The following is a 14,838-nucleotide window of genomic DNA, read 5'->3' on the forward strand; positions in this document are numbered from 1 at the left end:
TTCATCTCTTGTGTGCCGTCCGGAGTTTCTGTTCCACTCCACCCGGACAGCCGAACGGAACCGGAATTCCCTGGAGGCCAGCGTGACCGTCGTTCCCGACCTCTCCCTCTCCGCCGCCGAATTCACGCACAACGAGTTCGAATACATACCGGACCCGTTTTCCTTCTACGCGAAAATGCGGGCGCAGAGCCCCGCCTATCTCTCGGAACGCATCTTCGGCGGTGCGTGGCTCTTCTTCGGCTACGCGGACTGCCTGAACCTGATGAAGGACGAGCGGCTCTCCAACGCCCGCGCCGACGTGCCGCTGCGTTTTCTGCCGCCGGAACAGCGGTCCCGGTTCTCCGACATGATTTCGGTCTACGAACGCTGGCTCGCCTTCCACGACGGGCAGGAGCACACCCGCAACCGCCGCCAGGCCAACCGCAGTTACAAGCCGTTCACCGACGCTGCGCTGGAGCCCCGTATCCAGGGACTCGTCGACGGGCTGCTGGACTCCGTGGACCCGGGCGGCTTCGACCTGATGTCGGAGTTCTCCTTCCCGCTGCCCGCCATGGTCATCGCCGACGTCCTCGGCGTCCCGGTGGAGGCGCACGCCGAGCTGAACCGGTGGACGGACGACATCGCGCACCTCTTCGGCTCGACGCAGGTCTCGGTGGAGCACTTGGAGCGCACCCGGCGCAGCACCGCGGAGCTGACCGAGTTCCTCGCTTCCGACGAGTGCCGCAGGCACTCCGAGCGGCAGTCGGGTCTGCTGCACCAGCTGCGGGTGATGGAGGTCCACGGGCACCGCTTCTCCGAGGAGGACGTGGTGGCCCAGGCGGCCCTGCTGCTGTTCGCCGGCGTCGCCTCCATCCGCTACCTGATCGGCAACAGCGTGTACGCGATGGAGAGCCGCCCGCTCGCGGAACGGCAGCTGCTGCTGCGCCCCGACACCGTCGGACCGGCCGTCGAGGAGCTGCTGCGCTTCTGTACGCCGGTGCAGTTCGTGGGGCGGGTCGCGGCCGACGACATCACCGTGCCGACTCAGTCCGGGCAGGACGTGCTGATCCGGGCCGGCCAGCCGATGCTGCTGTACGTCGCCTCCGCCAACCGGGACGCGACCTGCTTCGAGCGGCCCGACGAGCTGTGGCTGACCCGGCCGGAGCCCAACCGCCACCTCACCTTCGGCGCCGGCCGGCACCTGTGTTTCGGCGACCCGCTGGTCCGCCAGTCCACCCGGATCGCCCTCGCCTCGCTCTACCGGCGCTTCCCCCGTCTCCGCGTCACCTCGCCGGACCTCAACTGGAACAACAACCTCGGCTTCCACGGCCTCACCTCGCTGCTCGTCGACCCGCAGGGCACGGCCGCCGGCCGCTGACGCCCGGACGTTTCCGCAGGCGGCCGTCCCGTCACCGGGACGGCCGCCGCCCCCTCGCTCCCCTCCCCTGGGGCCTGTCCGAAGGAGAACCATGTCCCACTCGATCGAGACGCTCGACAACTTCATCGACGGCAAGCCTGCCCCGGCCGCCACAGACGCCGTGGTCGACGTCGTCGACCCGTGCACGGGCGAGGTGCGGGCCCGTACCTGCGCCTCCGGCCCGGCCGAGGTCGAGGAGGCGATGCGGGCAGCCGAGCGGGCCTTCGTCTCCTGGCGGCGCACCCTGCCCGCCGAGCGCCAGGAGGCCCTGCTGGCGCTGGCCGACGCGCTCAGGGCGCGGACCGCCGAGTTCGCCGAGGCCGAGCTGCGGGACACCGGCAGCGCCGCCGCGGCCGGCGAGGTGCCGCTGATGGTGGACCAGCTGCGGTTCTTCGCCGGCGCCGCCAGGCTGCTGAACGGCACGGCGGCCGGCGAGTACGCGGCCGGCCACACCTCGTACGTCCGCCGCGAGCCGGTCGGCGTGTGCGCGCAGCTCGCCCCCTGGAACTTCCCGCTGCTGATGGCCGTACTGAAGTCGGCCCCGGCGATCGCGGCCGGCAACACGGTGGTCCTCAAGCCCGCCCCCTCCACCCCCACCAGCGCACTGCTGCTGGCGGAGCTGGCCGCGCAGTTCCTGCCGCCGGGCGTGCTGAACGTGATCTGCGGCGGCGACGACACGGGCCGCCTGATGGTGGAGCACCCCGTCCCGGCGATGGTGTCGCTGACCGGTTCGGTCGGCGCGGGCCGCGAGGTGGCCCGGTCGGCGGCGGACGGACTCAAGCGGCTGCACCTCGAACTCGGCGGCAAGACACCGGTGATCGTGTGCGCGGACGCCGACCTGGACGCCGCCGTCGAGACGATCGTCACCGGCGGCTTCGCCAACGCCGGGCAGGACTGCACCGCCGCCTCCCGGGTGCTGGCCGCCGACGAGGTCTACGACGAGTTCACCGAGCGCCTGGCCGAGGCGGCCCGCGCGGTGCGCACCGGCCCGCCCTCCGAGGCGGGCGCGCTGTACGGGCCGCTGAACAACGCCGACCAGCTGGAGCGCGTCTCCGGGTTCGTGCACCGGCTGCCCGAGCACGCGCGCGTGCTCACCGGCGGTCACCGCGTGGGCGACAGCGGCTACTTCTTCGCCCCCACGGTCATCGCCGGCGTGCGCCAGGACGACGAGATCACCCACGAGGAGGTCTTCGGCCCCGTGATCACCGTGCAGCGGTTCACCGACGAGGAGGAGGCGATACGGCTCGCCAACGGCGTCTCCAAGGGGCTCGCCTCCGCCGTGTGGACCAGGGACGGCGCCCGCGCCCTGCGCCTGAGCCAGGCCCTCGACCACGGCTGTGTCTGGATCAACACCCACCTCGGCTTCCCCTCCGAGATGCCGCACGGCGGGTTCAAGGACTCCGGCTACGGCAAGGACCTGTCGGCGTACGGCTTCGAGGCGTACACCCGCATCAAGCACGTCATGCAGCGCTTCTGAGGCCCCGAGGACTCGGACATGCACAAGACGAAGGCGCCGCTCCCGGCCTGCGGGGCGGCGCCTTCGTCGTCGGCGGGCCGGGGCTCAGCCGCCCGCGGTGACCGGCTCCTCCTCGACCGGCGCTGCCTCGCCCACCCGGGGCGCCCGGCGCACGGCGCGGTTGCAGGCGGTCACGAGGGCGAGCAGCAGCAGGTAGGCCGAGAACAGCAGGACCGTGTGGTCGCCGCCCAGCGCGGCGACCAGGGCGCCGCCGGCCATGGTGCCGATGGACATCGCGCCGAAGACGAGCGTGGAGACGGCGCTGGTGACCCGGCCCTGGATGGCGTCCGGTGTGATGGACAGCTGGTAGCTGGTCAGCGCCACCGTGTAGACGGGCCGGACCAGCGACTCCAGGGCCGCCACCAGGCCCAGCAGCAGCGGGTTGGGGGCCAGGGCGTACAGCGGGAAGGCCAGCGCCACGACGGTCATGGTGACGACCGCGATCCGGCCGAGCGGGAAGTGCTTGATGATCCGGTTCGAGAGCGCGGCTCCCACCAGCGCGCCCACGGCGGCACCGCTGAAGATGAGGCCGATCTCGGTGGAGTCGGCGCCCACGCCCTTCGCCAGCATGATGATGACGAGGTATCCGGCGCCGTAGCGCAGGTTGTCGGCGGCCTGCACGAAGGTCAGGAAGCGGATCACGGGCCGGCGCCAGACCCAGCCGACCCCGTCGCGGATCTCCTGGGTCAGTGTGCGCACCGTCAGCGGCCGGCGCTCCTCGCCCTCCTCGCGCTCCTGCTGGAACTCGGTGCGGATGAACCGCAGGGAGGCCGCGGAGACGAGGAAGGAGATCCCGTCCACGAGGAAGGGGACGACCCGGCCCAGTCCGTACAGCGCGCCCGCGATCGAGGCGCCCACGATGCGCAGCGTGTTGGACATCGACTGGAAGAGGCCGAGCGCGGTGGGGAGCTGGGGCGCGTCGACGACGTTGGGCAGCGCGGCGGTGTTGGCGACCTGGAAGAGGGTGGCGAGGACGCCGCCGGCCAGGGCCACGAGGTAGAGCTGGGTCATGGTCAGGCGGTCGTTCCACAGGGCGACGACGACGCTGAGGACCAGCAGGCCCCGGCCGATCTCGCACCAGATCATGGTGACCTTGCGGTTCCACCGGTCCACCAGCGCGCCGGAGACCAGGCCGAACACGATGAACGAGACGGTGTTCAGGCCCATCACCAGACCGGCCTGCGTGGGCGTGCCGGAGATGGCCAGCACCACCAGCGGCAGCGCGAACAGCTGCATCTGGTTGCCCAGGCTGGAGATGAGCTGTCCGCTCAGGAGCAGCGAGAAGTCGCGGTTTCGCAGGACGGAGACCCGCGCCCCGCCGGATGCACTCATGTCGTTCCTCTCTCGTCGTGGTCGTCGTGCTCACGGCCGGAGCGCCGCAGTGCGTCCGTGACCGAGTTCAGTACCCGTCGCTGGTGCGTCATCACGAACAGGTGGCCGCCGGGGACCTCGTGGACCGAGTGGCCGCCGGTGGTGCAGCGCCCCCAGGCGTCCAGGTCCGACCGGAGGGCGAGGGGGTCGTCGGTGCCGTACAGCGCGGTGATCGGGCAGGCGAGGTCGGCCCGCGCGGGGCGGTGGTGGGTCTCGGCGGCGGTGAAGTCCGCGAGGAGCGCGGGCAGCAGCAGGGACACCAGCTCGGGGTGGTCCAGGACCGCGTCGCCGGGCGGCTGGAGCCGGCGTAGCGCCCGCAGGAAGGACGCGTCGTCCGGCAGCCGGTGCAACTCCTCGCCGCGCACCGGCAGATGAGGGGCGCGGGAGCCGGAGACCACGAGCAGTTCGGGTCCGGCGCCGGCCGCGGTGAGACGCAGCGCCGTCTCGTGCGCCACCAGCGCGCCGAGGCTGTGTCCGAACAGGGCCTGGGGCAACTCGCCTGCGTCCGCTAGCAGCACGGGCGCGAGCCGGTCGGCGATCCGGCGGACACTGTCCAGCGCCGGCTCGGCCAGCCGCCGCTCCCGCCCCGGCAGCGCCACGGCAACGACCTCCACCCACTCCGGAAGCCCCCGGGCCCAGTCCCGGAAACCCGCCGCCCCGGCTCCGGCCCAGGGCAGACAGTACAACCGGACCCGGGCCAGGGGCCGCCGCAGCGGCACGACCGTCCACTCACTGCGCTGCCGGCCTCCCGGCGAACGAGCGGCCGGGCTGCTCCAGGCGTCCTGCGCGGTCATCGTCCGGTCTCCGGGGGTCGGGGGCGGGGAGGGGCTTGCGGGTCGTGAGGGCTTCGGGTGCCCGGGGAGTCTTCCGGGTCTGCTGGGCCGGCGAGCGGCAGAGGGGACAACAGGGGAGGTGAGGCGGGAGTTGCGGGATGGCCGTGCCGCGTGGCGCCCATCCTCTGTCATCCCGGTGGCGTCACGTCCAACCGCGGATGCCGTGCGGTTGGACGGCCGCGCTCACAGAGCGCGGCTCAACGGTATGGCATCCCTGGCCAGTTCGTCGGCGTACGACTGCCACAGGCGGGCGTAGGAGGTGAGGAGTTCGGCCATCGGGCGCTTGCAGTGGGGTGGCACCTGTGCGGTGACCGCCTGCTGCTGCCGGACGAACACCGCACAGGCGTCGAAGAGCCGGAGCGCGAGCCGCCCCACCTCGTTGAACCGCAGCGAGGGGTCCTTGCGCAGCGTCTCGGACAGGGCGAGGAGTTTCTCGACGGACACCGTCTCCGGCTCATGCCCCGGCACACGAGGCGCACCCGTGTCGTCACCGGCCCCGGACACCGTGCCCCGCTGCCGGTCGGGCACCGGATCGACCCCGCGCCGGAGGCGCGCGCGCACGTCGGCGACGGTGGCCGGGGAGATCCCGGCCTCCCGGGCGACCTGGCGCAGCGAGGCCTGCGGCTCCCGCGCGATGATCTCGCAGGCCAGCCGGCGGCCCTCCGCCGCGTTGAGGGGCCGTACCCGCCCGTCCTGGCCGATCCGGCTGGTGCCCTGCGCCGCCGGGCCCTCGCTGCTGCGGCGGACCTCGGCCACCTTGTGCGCGGACAGCCCGACGACCGAGGCCACACACCGGTCCGACCAGCGCGGATGATCGTCGAGCAGCCGCGCGGCCGCCGCGACACGGTCGGCGAGCGACAGGGGCTTTCCGTGTACGACATTGCAGGCCACGGAGAGCAGAAACGCTTCTTCTTCGGAACCGGAGAAGAAGCGGACGGCAATGTCCTTCCGCCCGGCGAGCCGCGCGGCGAGCAGCCGGTGCGTTCCGTCGATGACCCGCATGGTGGGCTGGTGCACCAGGATCGCGGGCATCGCGGCCTCGGTGTCGGCGAGGGCACGGACGTACACACTGTCCTGCCCGTCGAGGCGCGGCGAGGTGCTCACGGTCAGGTCGTCGAGCGGCACCCATGCCGTCGGCAGGCTGCCGAAGTCTCCGTCGCGCAGCGCCAGCAGCCGTTCCGCGGCGCCGCTCTCGATGTCCTGCGCTGTGGGGTACGCGGTCGTCGTCATGCGACTTCTCCTCCGAAGACGGGGTCTGGGTCCGTTGCTCACTGCCAGCCGGAGTCGTCGGCGGCGGTGACCCTGCCGCCGCCCGCCTGCCAACCCGATTCGGACGTGACTGCTCCCGGGAACAGGGGTGGCGGGGGTGACTACGGTGAGTCCTGCTCGCGCTTCGCAGCCTCCCGGAAGACCGACTCGGAGCCGCACGCCGTCTGCACCGCGCCGGTCATGACGCCGGCGATGGCCGCCGAGACCACGCGCGACGTGGTGCGGCCGGGCATGCAGAGCTGGTTGGGTGCACGCGATGACGGCGGAACTGGGCCTGCACCGGTACTTCCGGCCGGCCGCGGCCGAGCCCGCCCGGTACGGCGATCCCGCCGCGCCGTGGCGAACGGCCGGCGCCGGCCGTGTCCGAACGGCGAGGCTCGTCCCGGAGCAGTGACTCTCCCGGGTGACTGGACCGGTGGACCGCAACCAGTGGTTGCGGCCCACCGCTCAGCCGTTGCCGTTGTTGTCCGTCTCGGAGACGGTCAGGTCCGTCGGAGAGGCGAGGGCGACGGTGCGCTGCTGGGCCTTCCCCGCCGCGGCGGCGTCGGAGGAGGCCGTGAATCCCCCAAGGAGCGCCCCAAGAGCGATGACGGAGGCGGCGGCGACAGGGGCGAAGCGCATGAGAACTCCTTTGGAGAGGTAGGCCGTTGTGACTTCAATGATGTTCGCGATCTGCCTTCCCGGCCCGTTCCCCTCCGGACACCCGCCCGATCCCCCTGCTCGTAGGCCGCCAGACCTGCGGGCTCAGCGTGCGCTCTCCGGCACTTTCATAAGGGAGAAGAGGTTGTTCGCGGCCGATCGGTGCTGCTGGGCCAGCTGCGAGTCCCCCCGGGCCTCGGCGGTGCGGCCGAGGCCCCACAGCGCGCAGGCCTCGTCGTAGCGCAACTCCATACGGCAGGCGATCTCGTGGGCCAGAAGCTGCTGAGCCTGCGCCGTGTCCAGGTCCCCCTGCCCGTACCGCACGCGCCCCACCGAGAGGTGCACGGTGGCACGGTGGATGTCGTCGGTACTGCTGGTGGCCTTGGCGAGTGCGCGGTCGGCGCTGTCCGCCGCCTCGTCCAGCTCTCCCATGCGCGCCAGCACATCGGCTCTGCGGGCGAGTACGAGCGGCAGCACCGAGGGCATGCTCATGCGCTGGCACCGCTCCAGCGCCGCGTCGGCCCAGGCGAGCGCCTCCTCAAAGCGGCCGAGGCGCTCGATCGCCTGGGAGAGATTGCTCAGCGCGTCCACGGAGAGCTGTATCTCCTTGATCGAGTCGAAGATGGCCACCGCCCTCTCCGCCGATGCCGCCGCCTCGTCGAACAGCCCCAGCCGCACCTGGACCAGGCTGAGCGTGCTCAGCGACGAGCCGTCGAGTCGGGTGTAGCCGAGTTCCTGCGCCCGCGCGTTGGCCTCCTGGCACAGCCGCAGCGCGCGTTCCAGCTCCCCCATGCTGTTGCATGCCTGTCCCAGCCGGGCCCGGCACTCCGCCTCGCTGTGCACGTCGTCCATCTGCCGGGACAGGTCCACGGCTTCCTCCAGCCGGGCGACGGCCTCGCTCAACTGCCCCAGCCGCCACTTGCCCATGGCCAGATTCATCAGGTTCAGCCGGGTCAACGACCGGTCCCCGAGCTGTCGCGACGCGCTGACTCCCTTCTCCAACGTCGCGTTCGCGCTGGCGTCGTAGGCGCGGATGCTCGAGTGGAAGCCCAACTCACGCGGCAGCCGCGCAGCGTGCCACAGCAGTCCCTCGTGGTACGCGGCGTCCACCGCCGCCAGCAGACTCTCGCGGTGCTGGTCGAGCCACTGGAGTGCCTTGTCCTTGTGGTCGAACTCGTCGCGATCCTGTCCTTTTTCGTCGACGTCTCCGAAGTGGCGCCGTCCGGGGAACAGCGTGTCGCAGGCACGTTCCGCCGCGATCAGGTAGTGATCCAGCAGTCGCCGCACCGCCTGCCCGTCCTCCGGCGTCTTCTGGCTCTGCGCGACGCGTTGCACGAAGCTGCGCACCAGATCGTGCAGCGCGTACACCCCCGGCTCCCTGGCCTCCAACAGCCGTACGTCCACCAGTTCCTCGAGCACGTCCTCGGCCGTCAGCACATCGGTGTCCAGCAGCGCGGCAGCCTCCTCGGCATCCAGATAGCGTCCGGGGTGGTGTCCCAGCAGCCGGAAGGCCGTTCGCTGTTCCCGGGGCATGGACTGGTACGACAGCAGCAGCGCACCCGCCACTCCCCGTCCCTCGCTGGTGAGTTCGTCCAGACGCCGGTCGTGGTCCCGCAGCCGTTCGACGAGTCGCTGGACCGTCCACTGCGGGCGGTTCGCCAGCCGGGCGGCGGCGATCCGGACCGCCAGCGGTAGTCCTCCGCACAGCCGCAGCAGCTCAAGGGCCGCGACCGGCTCCCTCTCGACGCGTTCGGCACCGAGGGTGTTACGCAGTATCTGGTGGCTCTCCGGCTCCGGAAGGGCGCCCAGGGAGAGCCATTCGGCTCCGTCCAGTCCGGTCAGCCGCGGGCGGCTGGTGATCAGGACCAGGCTGTCGGACGAGGCTGGAATCAGCTCCCGCACCTGCTCCGAGGCGGCGGCATTGTCCAGAACCAGAAGCATGCGACGGCCCCGCATGTACGACTGCCACCGCGCGGCGCGTCCCGCCGGTGCCGTGGGCAGCTCCTCGCTGGGGACACCGGCGGCGGCGAGCAGGTCCCCCTGTGCCTGGAACGCGCTGAGTGGCGTCTGGCCCGGTGTGAAGCCGTGCAGGTCGATGAAGAGGCTGCCGTCCGGATACTGCTCGGCCAGTTGGTGGGCGGCGCGGATGGCCAGTGCCGTCTTTCCGCCGCCGCCCATGCCGTCGAGGGCCAGCACCGTCGGTGCCCCCTCCAGGGCACGCCTGGCCGCGTCGCAGACCCACTGCAGCTCCGAGCTGCGGCCCGAGAAGTCGGGCACGTCGAACGGCAGCGCGTGCGGAGCCTCCGTCACCTGGTGCGGGACACGGGACACGGCACGTTCCTGGCGGGTCAGCGACGGGTCCTGGCGCAGGATGCGCTCGTGCAGTCCGGTCAGCTCCGCGCCGGGGTCGATGCCCAGCTCGTCCGCAAGGTGTGCTCGGGTACGGGCGAACTCGTTGAGCGCGGCCGCCTGTTGGCCGGAGTAGTAGAGGGCGAGCATCAGCCGGCTGCGCAGCGTCTCGCGCAGCGGATGCTCGTCGACGAGGACACGCAGCTCACCCGTGATCTCGGCGGCCTCGCCCGCGTCGATGCACAGATCGTAGAGCTGCTCGGCGGCGGTCAGCCGCTGCTCCTCCAGAGCCGTCGAGGCGGCGTCGACCACACGGCCGCCGGAACCGGACAGCACGGGCCCTCGCCACAGCGCCAGGGCCTCACGCAGTTGTGCCGCGGCCCGTTCGGTCTCCCCCGCCTCCAGTGATGCCCTGGCCTGTCTTAACAGCTGCTGGTAGCGCAGCAGGTCGAGTTGCTCGGTGTCGACGACCGCGCGGTATCCGGGTCCGTCGGTGACGATGATGTCGGGGCCGTGCGGAATGCGGCTGCGCAGTTTGGCAACCGTCTTGCGCACCTGGTGCTCGGCGCTGTCCGGCGGTTCGTCGTTCCATGCGGCCGCCACCAGACGGGAGACGGGCACGACGCGCCCCGCCTCCAGGAGCAGCATCACGAGAACGCGCCGCTGCAGAGCCCCGTTGACTGATACGAGTTCGCTGCCGCTACGGACTTCCAGAGATCCCAGAACGGCGAATTCCGGACTGGGGCCTATGTCGTCTTCACTGTGACTCGATGTCGCGGCCCGCACCTTATCCTCCCTCGTCAGCGATGAGATGGGACACACGCCACAGAGGCGTACAACACCTCGCGGAGCACACGCACAGGCCTGTCGGATCCCGCGTCTCGCCCCTCCGCCTCGTGAAGGAAAACATAACTACCCGGCGCGCGTCACCGGGCAGTCGGCCTGATATCGGCGACAAGATCCTGTCGCGCCTTGGCGACTCGTTCGCGAGTGACCTCCGGTGTGCTCCCCTCCACGACGACGTAGGCGCGCCGGGCGCGCGGATCACCGACCGCCGCGATCCAGTCGCCGGCGGTGTACGGAAAGCGCGCTCCACGGACCCATGGGGTCACGGCGATGTCCTCCGTGCCGGTGTACGTCTCCAGCCGCCCTTCGGGCAGCAGGAAGAAACCGACCTCCGCGTACTGGGAAGCCTTCGGCACGACCGGGCGGCCGCCCAGGAGGCATGTGAAGACCGCCGCCTCCAGGTCGAACCCGCGCGCGATCTCGACGAGCAGGGGGATACGGTCGGCGCCCAGGTGCGGGCGGCAGGACACGATCCGCGGCCCGTAGGGCAGCAGCGCCACCTCTGTGTGAGCCGGGCCGAAGCGGTATCCGCTCGCCGTCAGTCGCTCCTCGACCGCCGCCGAAATGATCTTTTGTTCATCGTCGGTCAACGGCGCCGGATGGAGGTAGCCCGTCACGAGGAAGTGCGGTGGCCCCGTGGTGCGTTGAGCCGTCATCCCCACGACGTGATGGGTGCCGTTCACGGTCAGCGTCTCGACGCTCACCCTGGGAGCCTCTGCAAGGGCCCGGCCGTCCCCTTCGCCGGACTGGAGCCGTTCGTACACCGCCGGGGGGTTCGGAGACAGGCCCAGCCGCCATGCCTCCCGGACCACCGGCAGGACGGAACTGCCGTGTCCACAGTGCAGCACAGCGTCGATGCCATTGCGTCGCGCGGTCCGCGCGATGGTCTCGCGCAGTCCGGTCTCGTCGCTGAAATCGGTGAGCAGCAGTTCCTCGGAGACCTCGTCGACGCGCCCCGCGAAGTCGGCCTCCAGCTGCGACGGATCCCATACCGACCAGATACGGAACCCCCGCTCGGCTCCTTTCCGCACGAGTTGGTGACTCGGCATCACCAGGAGCAGCCTGAACTGCGAGCTTCTAGGGGAGTATGCACACATACAAGCCACTGTGCAGTGCGTTCTTCCCTCCCTGGTCCCCTCCCCTTCCCCCCGACCGGGCGACTCACGCCCTCGCCCCCTCCGCGCCACCCGCACCTGGCTCGCCCTCCACTGGCGGCGCTCGTTCGCCACACGCTCGCGAGGACAGAAGAGCCCCGCACCTGGTACCAGGTGCGGGGCTCTTCGTCGTCGTAGGACGCGCGACTCCGCCCCGGGAACGGATCGGCGTGCGACCCGGTCTCAGGGGTGTCTTCCGCCCTGCCCAGCGCGAGTGCCCCGCTCCCCGCGAGATGCAGGGGCAGGGCGCTCGTTCACGTCAGGTCAAGAAGCGACAAGCTGGCGCAGCACGTACTGCATGATGCCGCCGTTGCGGTAGTAGTCGGCCTCACCGGGGGTGTCGATGCGGACGACCGCGTCGAACTCGACACCGGTGTCGGTGGTGACCTTGACCGTGCGCGGCGTACGGCCCTCGTTCAGCTCGGTGACGCCGGAGATGGAGAAGGTCTCCTCACCGGTCAGGCCGAGGGACTGGGCCGAGGCGCCCTCGGGGAACTGCAGCGGGAGCACGCCCATGCCGATGAGGTTGGAGCGGTGGATGCGCTCGTAGGACTCGGCGATGACGGCCTTGACGCCGAGCAGCGCGGTGCCCTTGGCCGCCCAGTCGCGGGACGAGCCGGAACCGTACTCCTTGCCGGCCAGGACGACCAGCGGGATGCCGGCGGCCTGGTAGTTCTGCGAGGCGTCGTAGATGAAGGAGACCGGGCCGCCGTCCTGCGTGAAGTCACGCGTGTAGCCGCCCTCGGTGCCCGGCGCGATCTGGTTGCGCAGGCGGATGTTGGCGAACGTACCGCGGATCATGACCTCGTGGTTGCCGCGGCGGGAGCCGTAGCTGTTGAAGTCGCGGCGCTCGACGCCGTGCTCCGTGAGGTACTTGCCGGCCGGGGTGTCGGCCTTGATGGCGCCGGCCGGGGAGATGTGGTCGGTGGTGACCGAGTCGCCCAGCTTGGCCAGGACGCGGGCGCCGGAGATGTCCTCGACCGGGGCCGGCTCCATGCCCATGCCCTCGAAGTACGGGGGCTTGCGGACGTAGGTGGACTCCGGGTCCCACTCGAAGGTGTTGCCCGTCGGGACCGGCAGCGACTGCCACTGGGCGTCGCCGGCGAAGACGTCCTCGTAGGACTTGGCGAACATGTCCTCGCCGATGGCGTTGGCGACGACGTCGTTGACCTCGGCCTCGGTGGGCCAGATGTCCTTCAGGTAGACCGGGTTGCCGTCCTGGTCGGTGCCGAGGGCGTCGCGGGTGATGTCCACCTTCATGGAGCCCGCGATGGCGTAGGCGACGACCAGCGGCGGGGACGCCAGGTAGTTCATCTTGACGTCGGGGTTGATACGGCCCTCGAAGTTCCGGTTGCCGGAGAGGACCGAGGTGACCGCGAGGTCGTGGTCGTTGACGGCCTTGGAGACCTCCTCCGGCAGCGGGCCGGAGTTGCCGATGCAGGTGGTGCAGCCGTAGCCGACGAGGTTGAAGCCGACCTTGTCGAGGTACGGGGTGAGGCCCGCCTTCTCGAAGTAGTCGGTGACGACCTTGGAGCCCGGGGCGAGGGTGGTCTTGACCCACGGCTTGCGGGTGAGGCCCTTCTCGACCGCCTTCTTGGCGACCAGGGCGGCGCCGATCATGACGTACGGGTTCGAGGTGTTGGTGCAGGAGGTGATGGCCGCGACCGTCACCGCACCGTGGTCCAGCTCGTAGCTGGTGCCGTCGGGGGCGGTCACCCGGACCGGGTTGGACGGTACCGCACCGGTGCCCTGGCCGTGCTGCGGGGCGCCGGCGCCGTTGTCCTGGTGGCCGTAGGCCGGGGCGTCGGAGGCCGGGAAGGACTCGGCGCTGGCCTCGTCGACCGGGGAGGCGGCGGCGTCCGCCGTCTGCGCGACGGGGGCCTCGACGTAGTTGAGGACGTCCTTGGCGAACTGCTGGGCGGCCTCGGCGAGGACGATGCGGTCCTGCGGGCGCTTCGGGCCTGCGATGGAGGGGACGACCGTGGAGAGGTCCAGCTCCAGCTTCTCGGAGAAGTCGGGCTCGGCGGCCGGGTCCAGCCAGAGGCCCTGCTCCTTGGCGTAGGCCTCCACCAGGGCGACCTGCTGCGCGGAGCGGCCGGTCAGGCGCAGGTAGTTCAGGGTCTCGTCGTCGATCGGGAAGATCGCGGCGGTGGAGCCGAACTCCGGCGACATGTTGCCGATGGTGGCGCGGTTGGCGAGCGAGGTGGCGGACACGCCCTCGCCGTAGAACTCGACGAACTTGCCGACGACGCCGTGCTCGCGCAGCATCTCGGTGATGGTGAGCACCAGGTCGGTGGCGGTGGTGCCGGGCTGGAGCTCACCGGTGAGCTTGAAGCCGACGACGCGCGGGATCAGCATGGAGACCGGCTGACCGAGCATGGCGGCCTCGGCCTCGATGCCGCCGACGCCCCAGCCGAGGACGCCGAGGCCGTTGACCATGGTGGTGTGCGAGTCGGTGCCGACCAGGGTGTCCGGGTAGGCCTTGCCGTCGCGGACCATCACGACACGGGCCAGGTGCTCGATGTTCACCTGGTGGACGATGCCGGTGCCCGGCGGGACGACCTTGAACTCGTCGAAGGCGGTCTGGCCCCAGCGCAGGAACTGGTAGCGCTCCTTGTTGCGGCCGTACTCCAGCTCGACGTTCTGCTTGAAGGCGTCGTTCGTGCCGAACTTGTCGGCGATGACGGAGTGGTCGATGACCAGCTCGGCCGGCGCCAGCGGGTTGATCTTGGCCGGGTCGCCGCCCAGCTCCTTCACGGCCTCACGCATCGTGGCGAGGTCCACGACACAGGGCACGCCGGTGAAGTCCTGCATGATCACGCGGGCCGGCGTGAACTGGATCTCCTGGGAGGGCTGGGCCTGGGAGTCCCAGGTGCCGAGGGCGCGGATGTGGTCGGCGGTGATGTTCGCGCCGTCCTCCGTGCGGAGCAGGTTCTCCAGCAGGACCTTGAGGCTGTACGGCAGGCGGGCCGAGCCCTCCACCTTGTCCAGCCGGAAGATCTCGTACGACTCGTCGCCCACCTGCAGCGTGCTGCGGGCGTCGAAGCTGTTCGCCGACACGACAGTCTCCTTCATTGATGTGCGCGTACCACCGTCAATCGTGCCGCCACGCCGGCTTGGCCGAACCAGTGAGGTCAGACTAAGTTAGGCATGCCTTACTGGAGTGGCGGCTACGGTGCGCCTCGGCAGATATCTCGATGTCGAGATAACTCTAGTACATGGGCGCCGTCCGGTCATGCCCGACCCGGGTCCGGCGCACCCGTACACCACGCGCCGCACCACGACGGCGGGGCCCGCCTGGCCGGCCGGGCCCCCGACGGCCGGGGCGGGCCTCCCGGCGGCCGGGGCGGGCCTCCCGGCGGCCGGGGCGCACACCAGGCGACCGCCTCCCGCGCCGAGCACCAGATCGACCGGTACGGGTGGATTCAACCCCGCCTTTCCGGTCACCCGGCGTGCCCCAGAGCG

10 protein-coding genes are annotated in these 14,838 nt (G+C 70.9%); 2 read left to right on the plus strand and 8 right to left on the minus strand.

Translation table 11 applies throughout. The features are described from left to right. The first annotated feature begins 82 nt into the window (after positions 1-82). Both AB0946_RS20200 and AB0946_RS20205 read left to right on the plus strand, forming a co-directional pair. Positions 83-1,357, plus strand: coding sequence for a cytochrome P450 (locus AB0946_RS20200; RefSeq protein WP_366761986.1), 1,275 nt, complete (start codon positions 83-85; stop codon positions 1,355-1,357). A 91-nt stretch (positions 1,358-1,448) separates the two neighbouring features. Next, complete coding sequence (locus AB0946_RS20205; protein WP_366761987.1) at positions 1,449-2,873, plus strand: aminobutyraldehyde dehydrogenase; 1,425 nt, start codon at positions 1,449-1,451, stop codon at positions 2,871-2,873. Positions 2,874-2,957: 84 nt separating this feature from the next. Here the strand turns inward: AB0946_RS20205 and AB0946_RS20210 are convergent, their stop codons facing one another. The 8 genes from AB0946_RS20210 to AB0946_RS20245 form a co-directional block, all read right to left on the minus strand. Continuing rightward, a complete protein-coding gene (locus tag AB0946_RS20210; protein ID WP_366761988.1) occupies positions 2,958-4,244 on the minus strand; it encodes an MFS transporter in 1,287 nt (428 codons plus the stop codon). Further along, positions 4,241-5,077 (minus strand): thioesterase domain-containing protein, encoded by an 837-nt coding sequence (locus AB0946_RS20215; protein WP_366761989.1) that lies wholly within the window; start codon positions 5,075-5,077, stop codon positions 4,241-4,243. The genes AB0946_RS20210 and AB0946_RS20215 overlap by 4 nt, the downstream gene beginning before the upstream one ends. Positions 5,078-5,299: 222 nt before the next feature. After that, positions 5,300-6,346, minus strand: a complete 1,047-nt coding sequence (locus AB0946_RS20220; RefSeq protein WP_366761990.1) for a ParB/RepB/Spo0J family partition protein — start codon at positions 6,344-6,346, stop codon at positions 5,300-5,302. Positions 6,347-6,486: 140 nt separating this feature from the next. After that, positions 6,487-6,618, minus strand: coding sequence for a hypothetical protein (locus tag AB0946_RS20225; protein WP_366761991.1), 132 nt, complete (start codon positions 6,616-6,618; stop codon positions 6,487-6,489). Between the two features lie 214 nt (positions 6,619-6,832). Then, positions 6,833-7,006, minus strand: coding sequence for a hypothetical protein (locus tag AB0946_RS20230; RefSeq protein WP_366761992.1), 174 nt, complete (start codon positions 7,004-7,006; stop codon positions 6,833-6,835). Positions 7,007-7,129: 123 nt separating this feature from the next. After that, positions 7,130-10,159, minus strand: coding sequence for a BTAD domain-containing putative transcriptional regulator (locus tag AB0946_RS20235; RefSeq protein ID WP_366761993.1), 3,030 nt, complete (start codon positions 10,157-10,159; stop codon positions 7,130-7,132). A 140-nt stretch (positions 10,160-10,299) separates the two neighbouring features. Beyond that, a complete protein-coding gene (locus AB0946_RS20240) occupies positions 10,300-11,316 on the minus strand; it encodes a phosphoribosylglycinamide synthetase (RefSeq protein WP_366761994.1) in 1,017 nt (338 codons plus the stop codon). 321 nt (positions 11,317-11,637) lie between these two features. Beyond that, entirely contained in the window at positions 11,638-14,433 is a 2,796-nt protein-coding gene (locus AB0946_RS20245) for an aconitate hydratase (protein ID WP_366761995.1), read from the minus strand. Positions 14,434-14,838 lie beyond the last annotated feature (405 nt).

The organism is Streptomyces sp. NPDC046870 (assembly GCF_040704595.1).
Taxonomy (GTDB): domain Bacteria; phylum Actinomycetota; class Actinomycetes; order Streptomycetales; family Streptomycetaceae; genus Streptomyces; species Streptomyces argyrophylli.

Excerpts from the sequence above, each read along its gene's own strand:
- AB0946_RS20240 (WP_366761994.1), bottom strand. The coding sequence starts at position 11,316 with ATGTGTGCATACTCCCCTAGAAGCTCGCAGTTCAGGCTGCTCCTGGTG.
- AB0946_RS20230 (WP_366761992.1), bottom strand. The coding sequence starts at position 7,006 with ATGCGCTTCGCCCCTGTCGCCGCCGCCTCCGTCATCGCTCTTGGGGCG.
- AB0946_RS20210 (WP_366761988.1), bottom strand. The coding sequence starts at position 4,244 with ATGAGTGCATCCGGCGGGGCGCGGGTCTCCGTCCTGCGAAACCGCGAC.
- AB0946_RS20205 (WP_366761987.1), top strand. The coding sequence starts at position 1,449 with ATGTCCCACTCGATCGAGACGCTCGACAACTTCATCGACGGCAAGCCT.
- AB0946_RS20220 (WP_366761990.1), bottom strand. The coding sequence starts at position 6,346 with ATGACGACGACCGCGTACCCCACAGCGCAGGACATCGAGAGCGGCGCC.
- AB0946_RS20225 (WP_366761991.1), bottom strand. The coding sequence starts at position 6,618 with ATGCCCGGCCGCACCACGTCGCGCGTGGTCTCGGCGGCCATCGCCGGC.
- AB0946_RS20215 (WP_366761989.1), bottom strand. The coding sequence starts at position 5,077 with ATGACCGCGCAGGACGCCTGGAGCAGCCCGGCCGCTCGTTCGCCGGGA.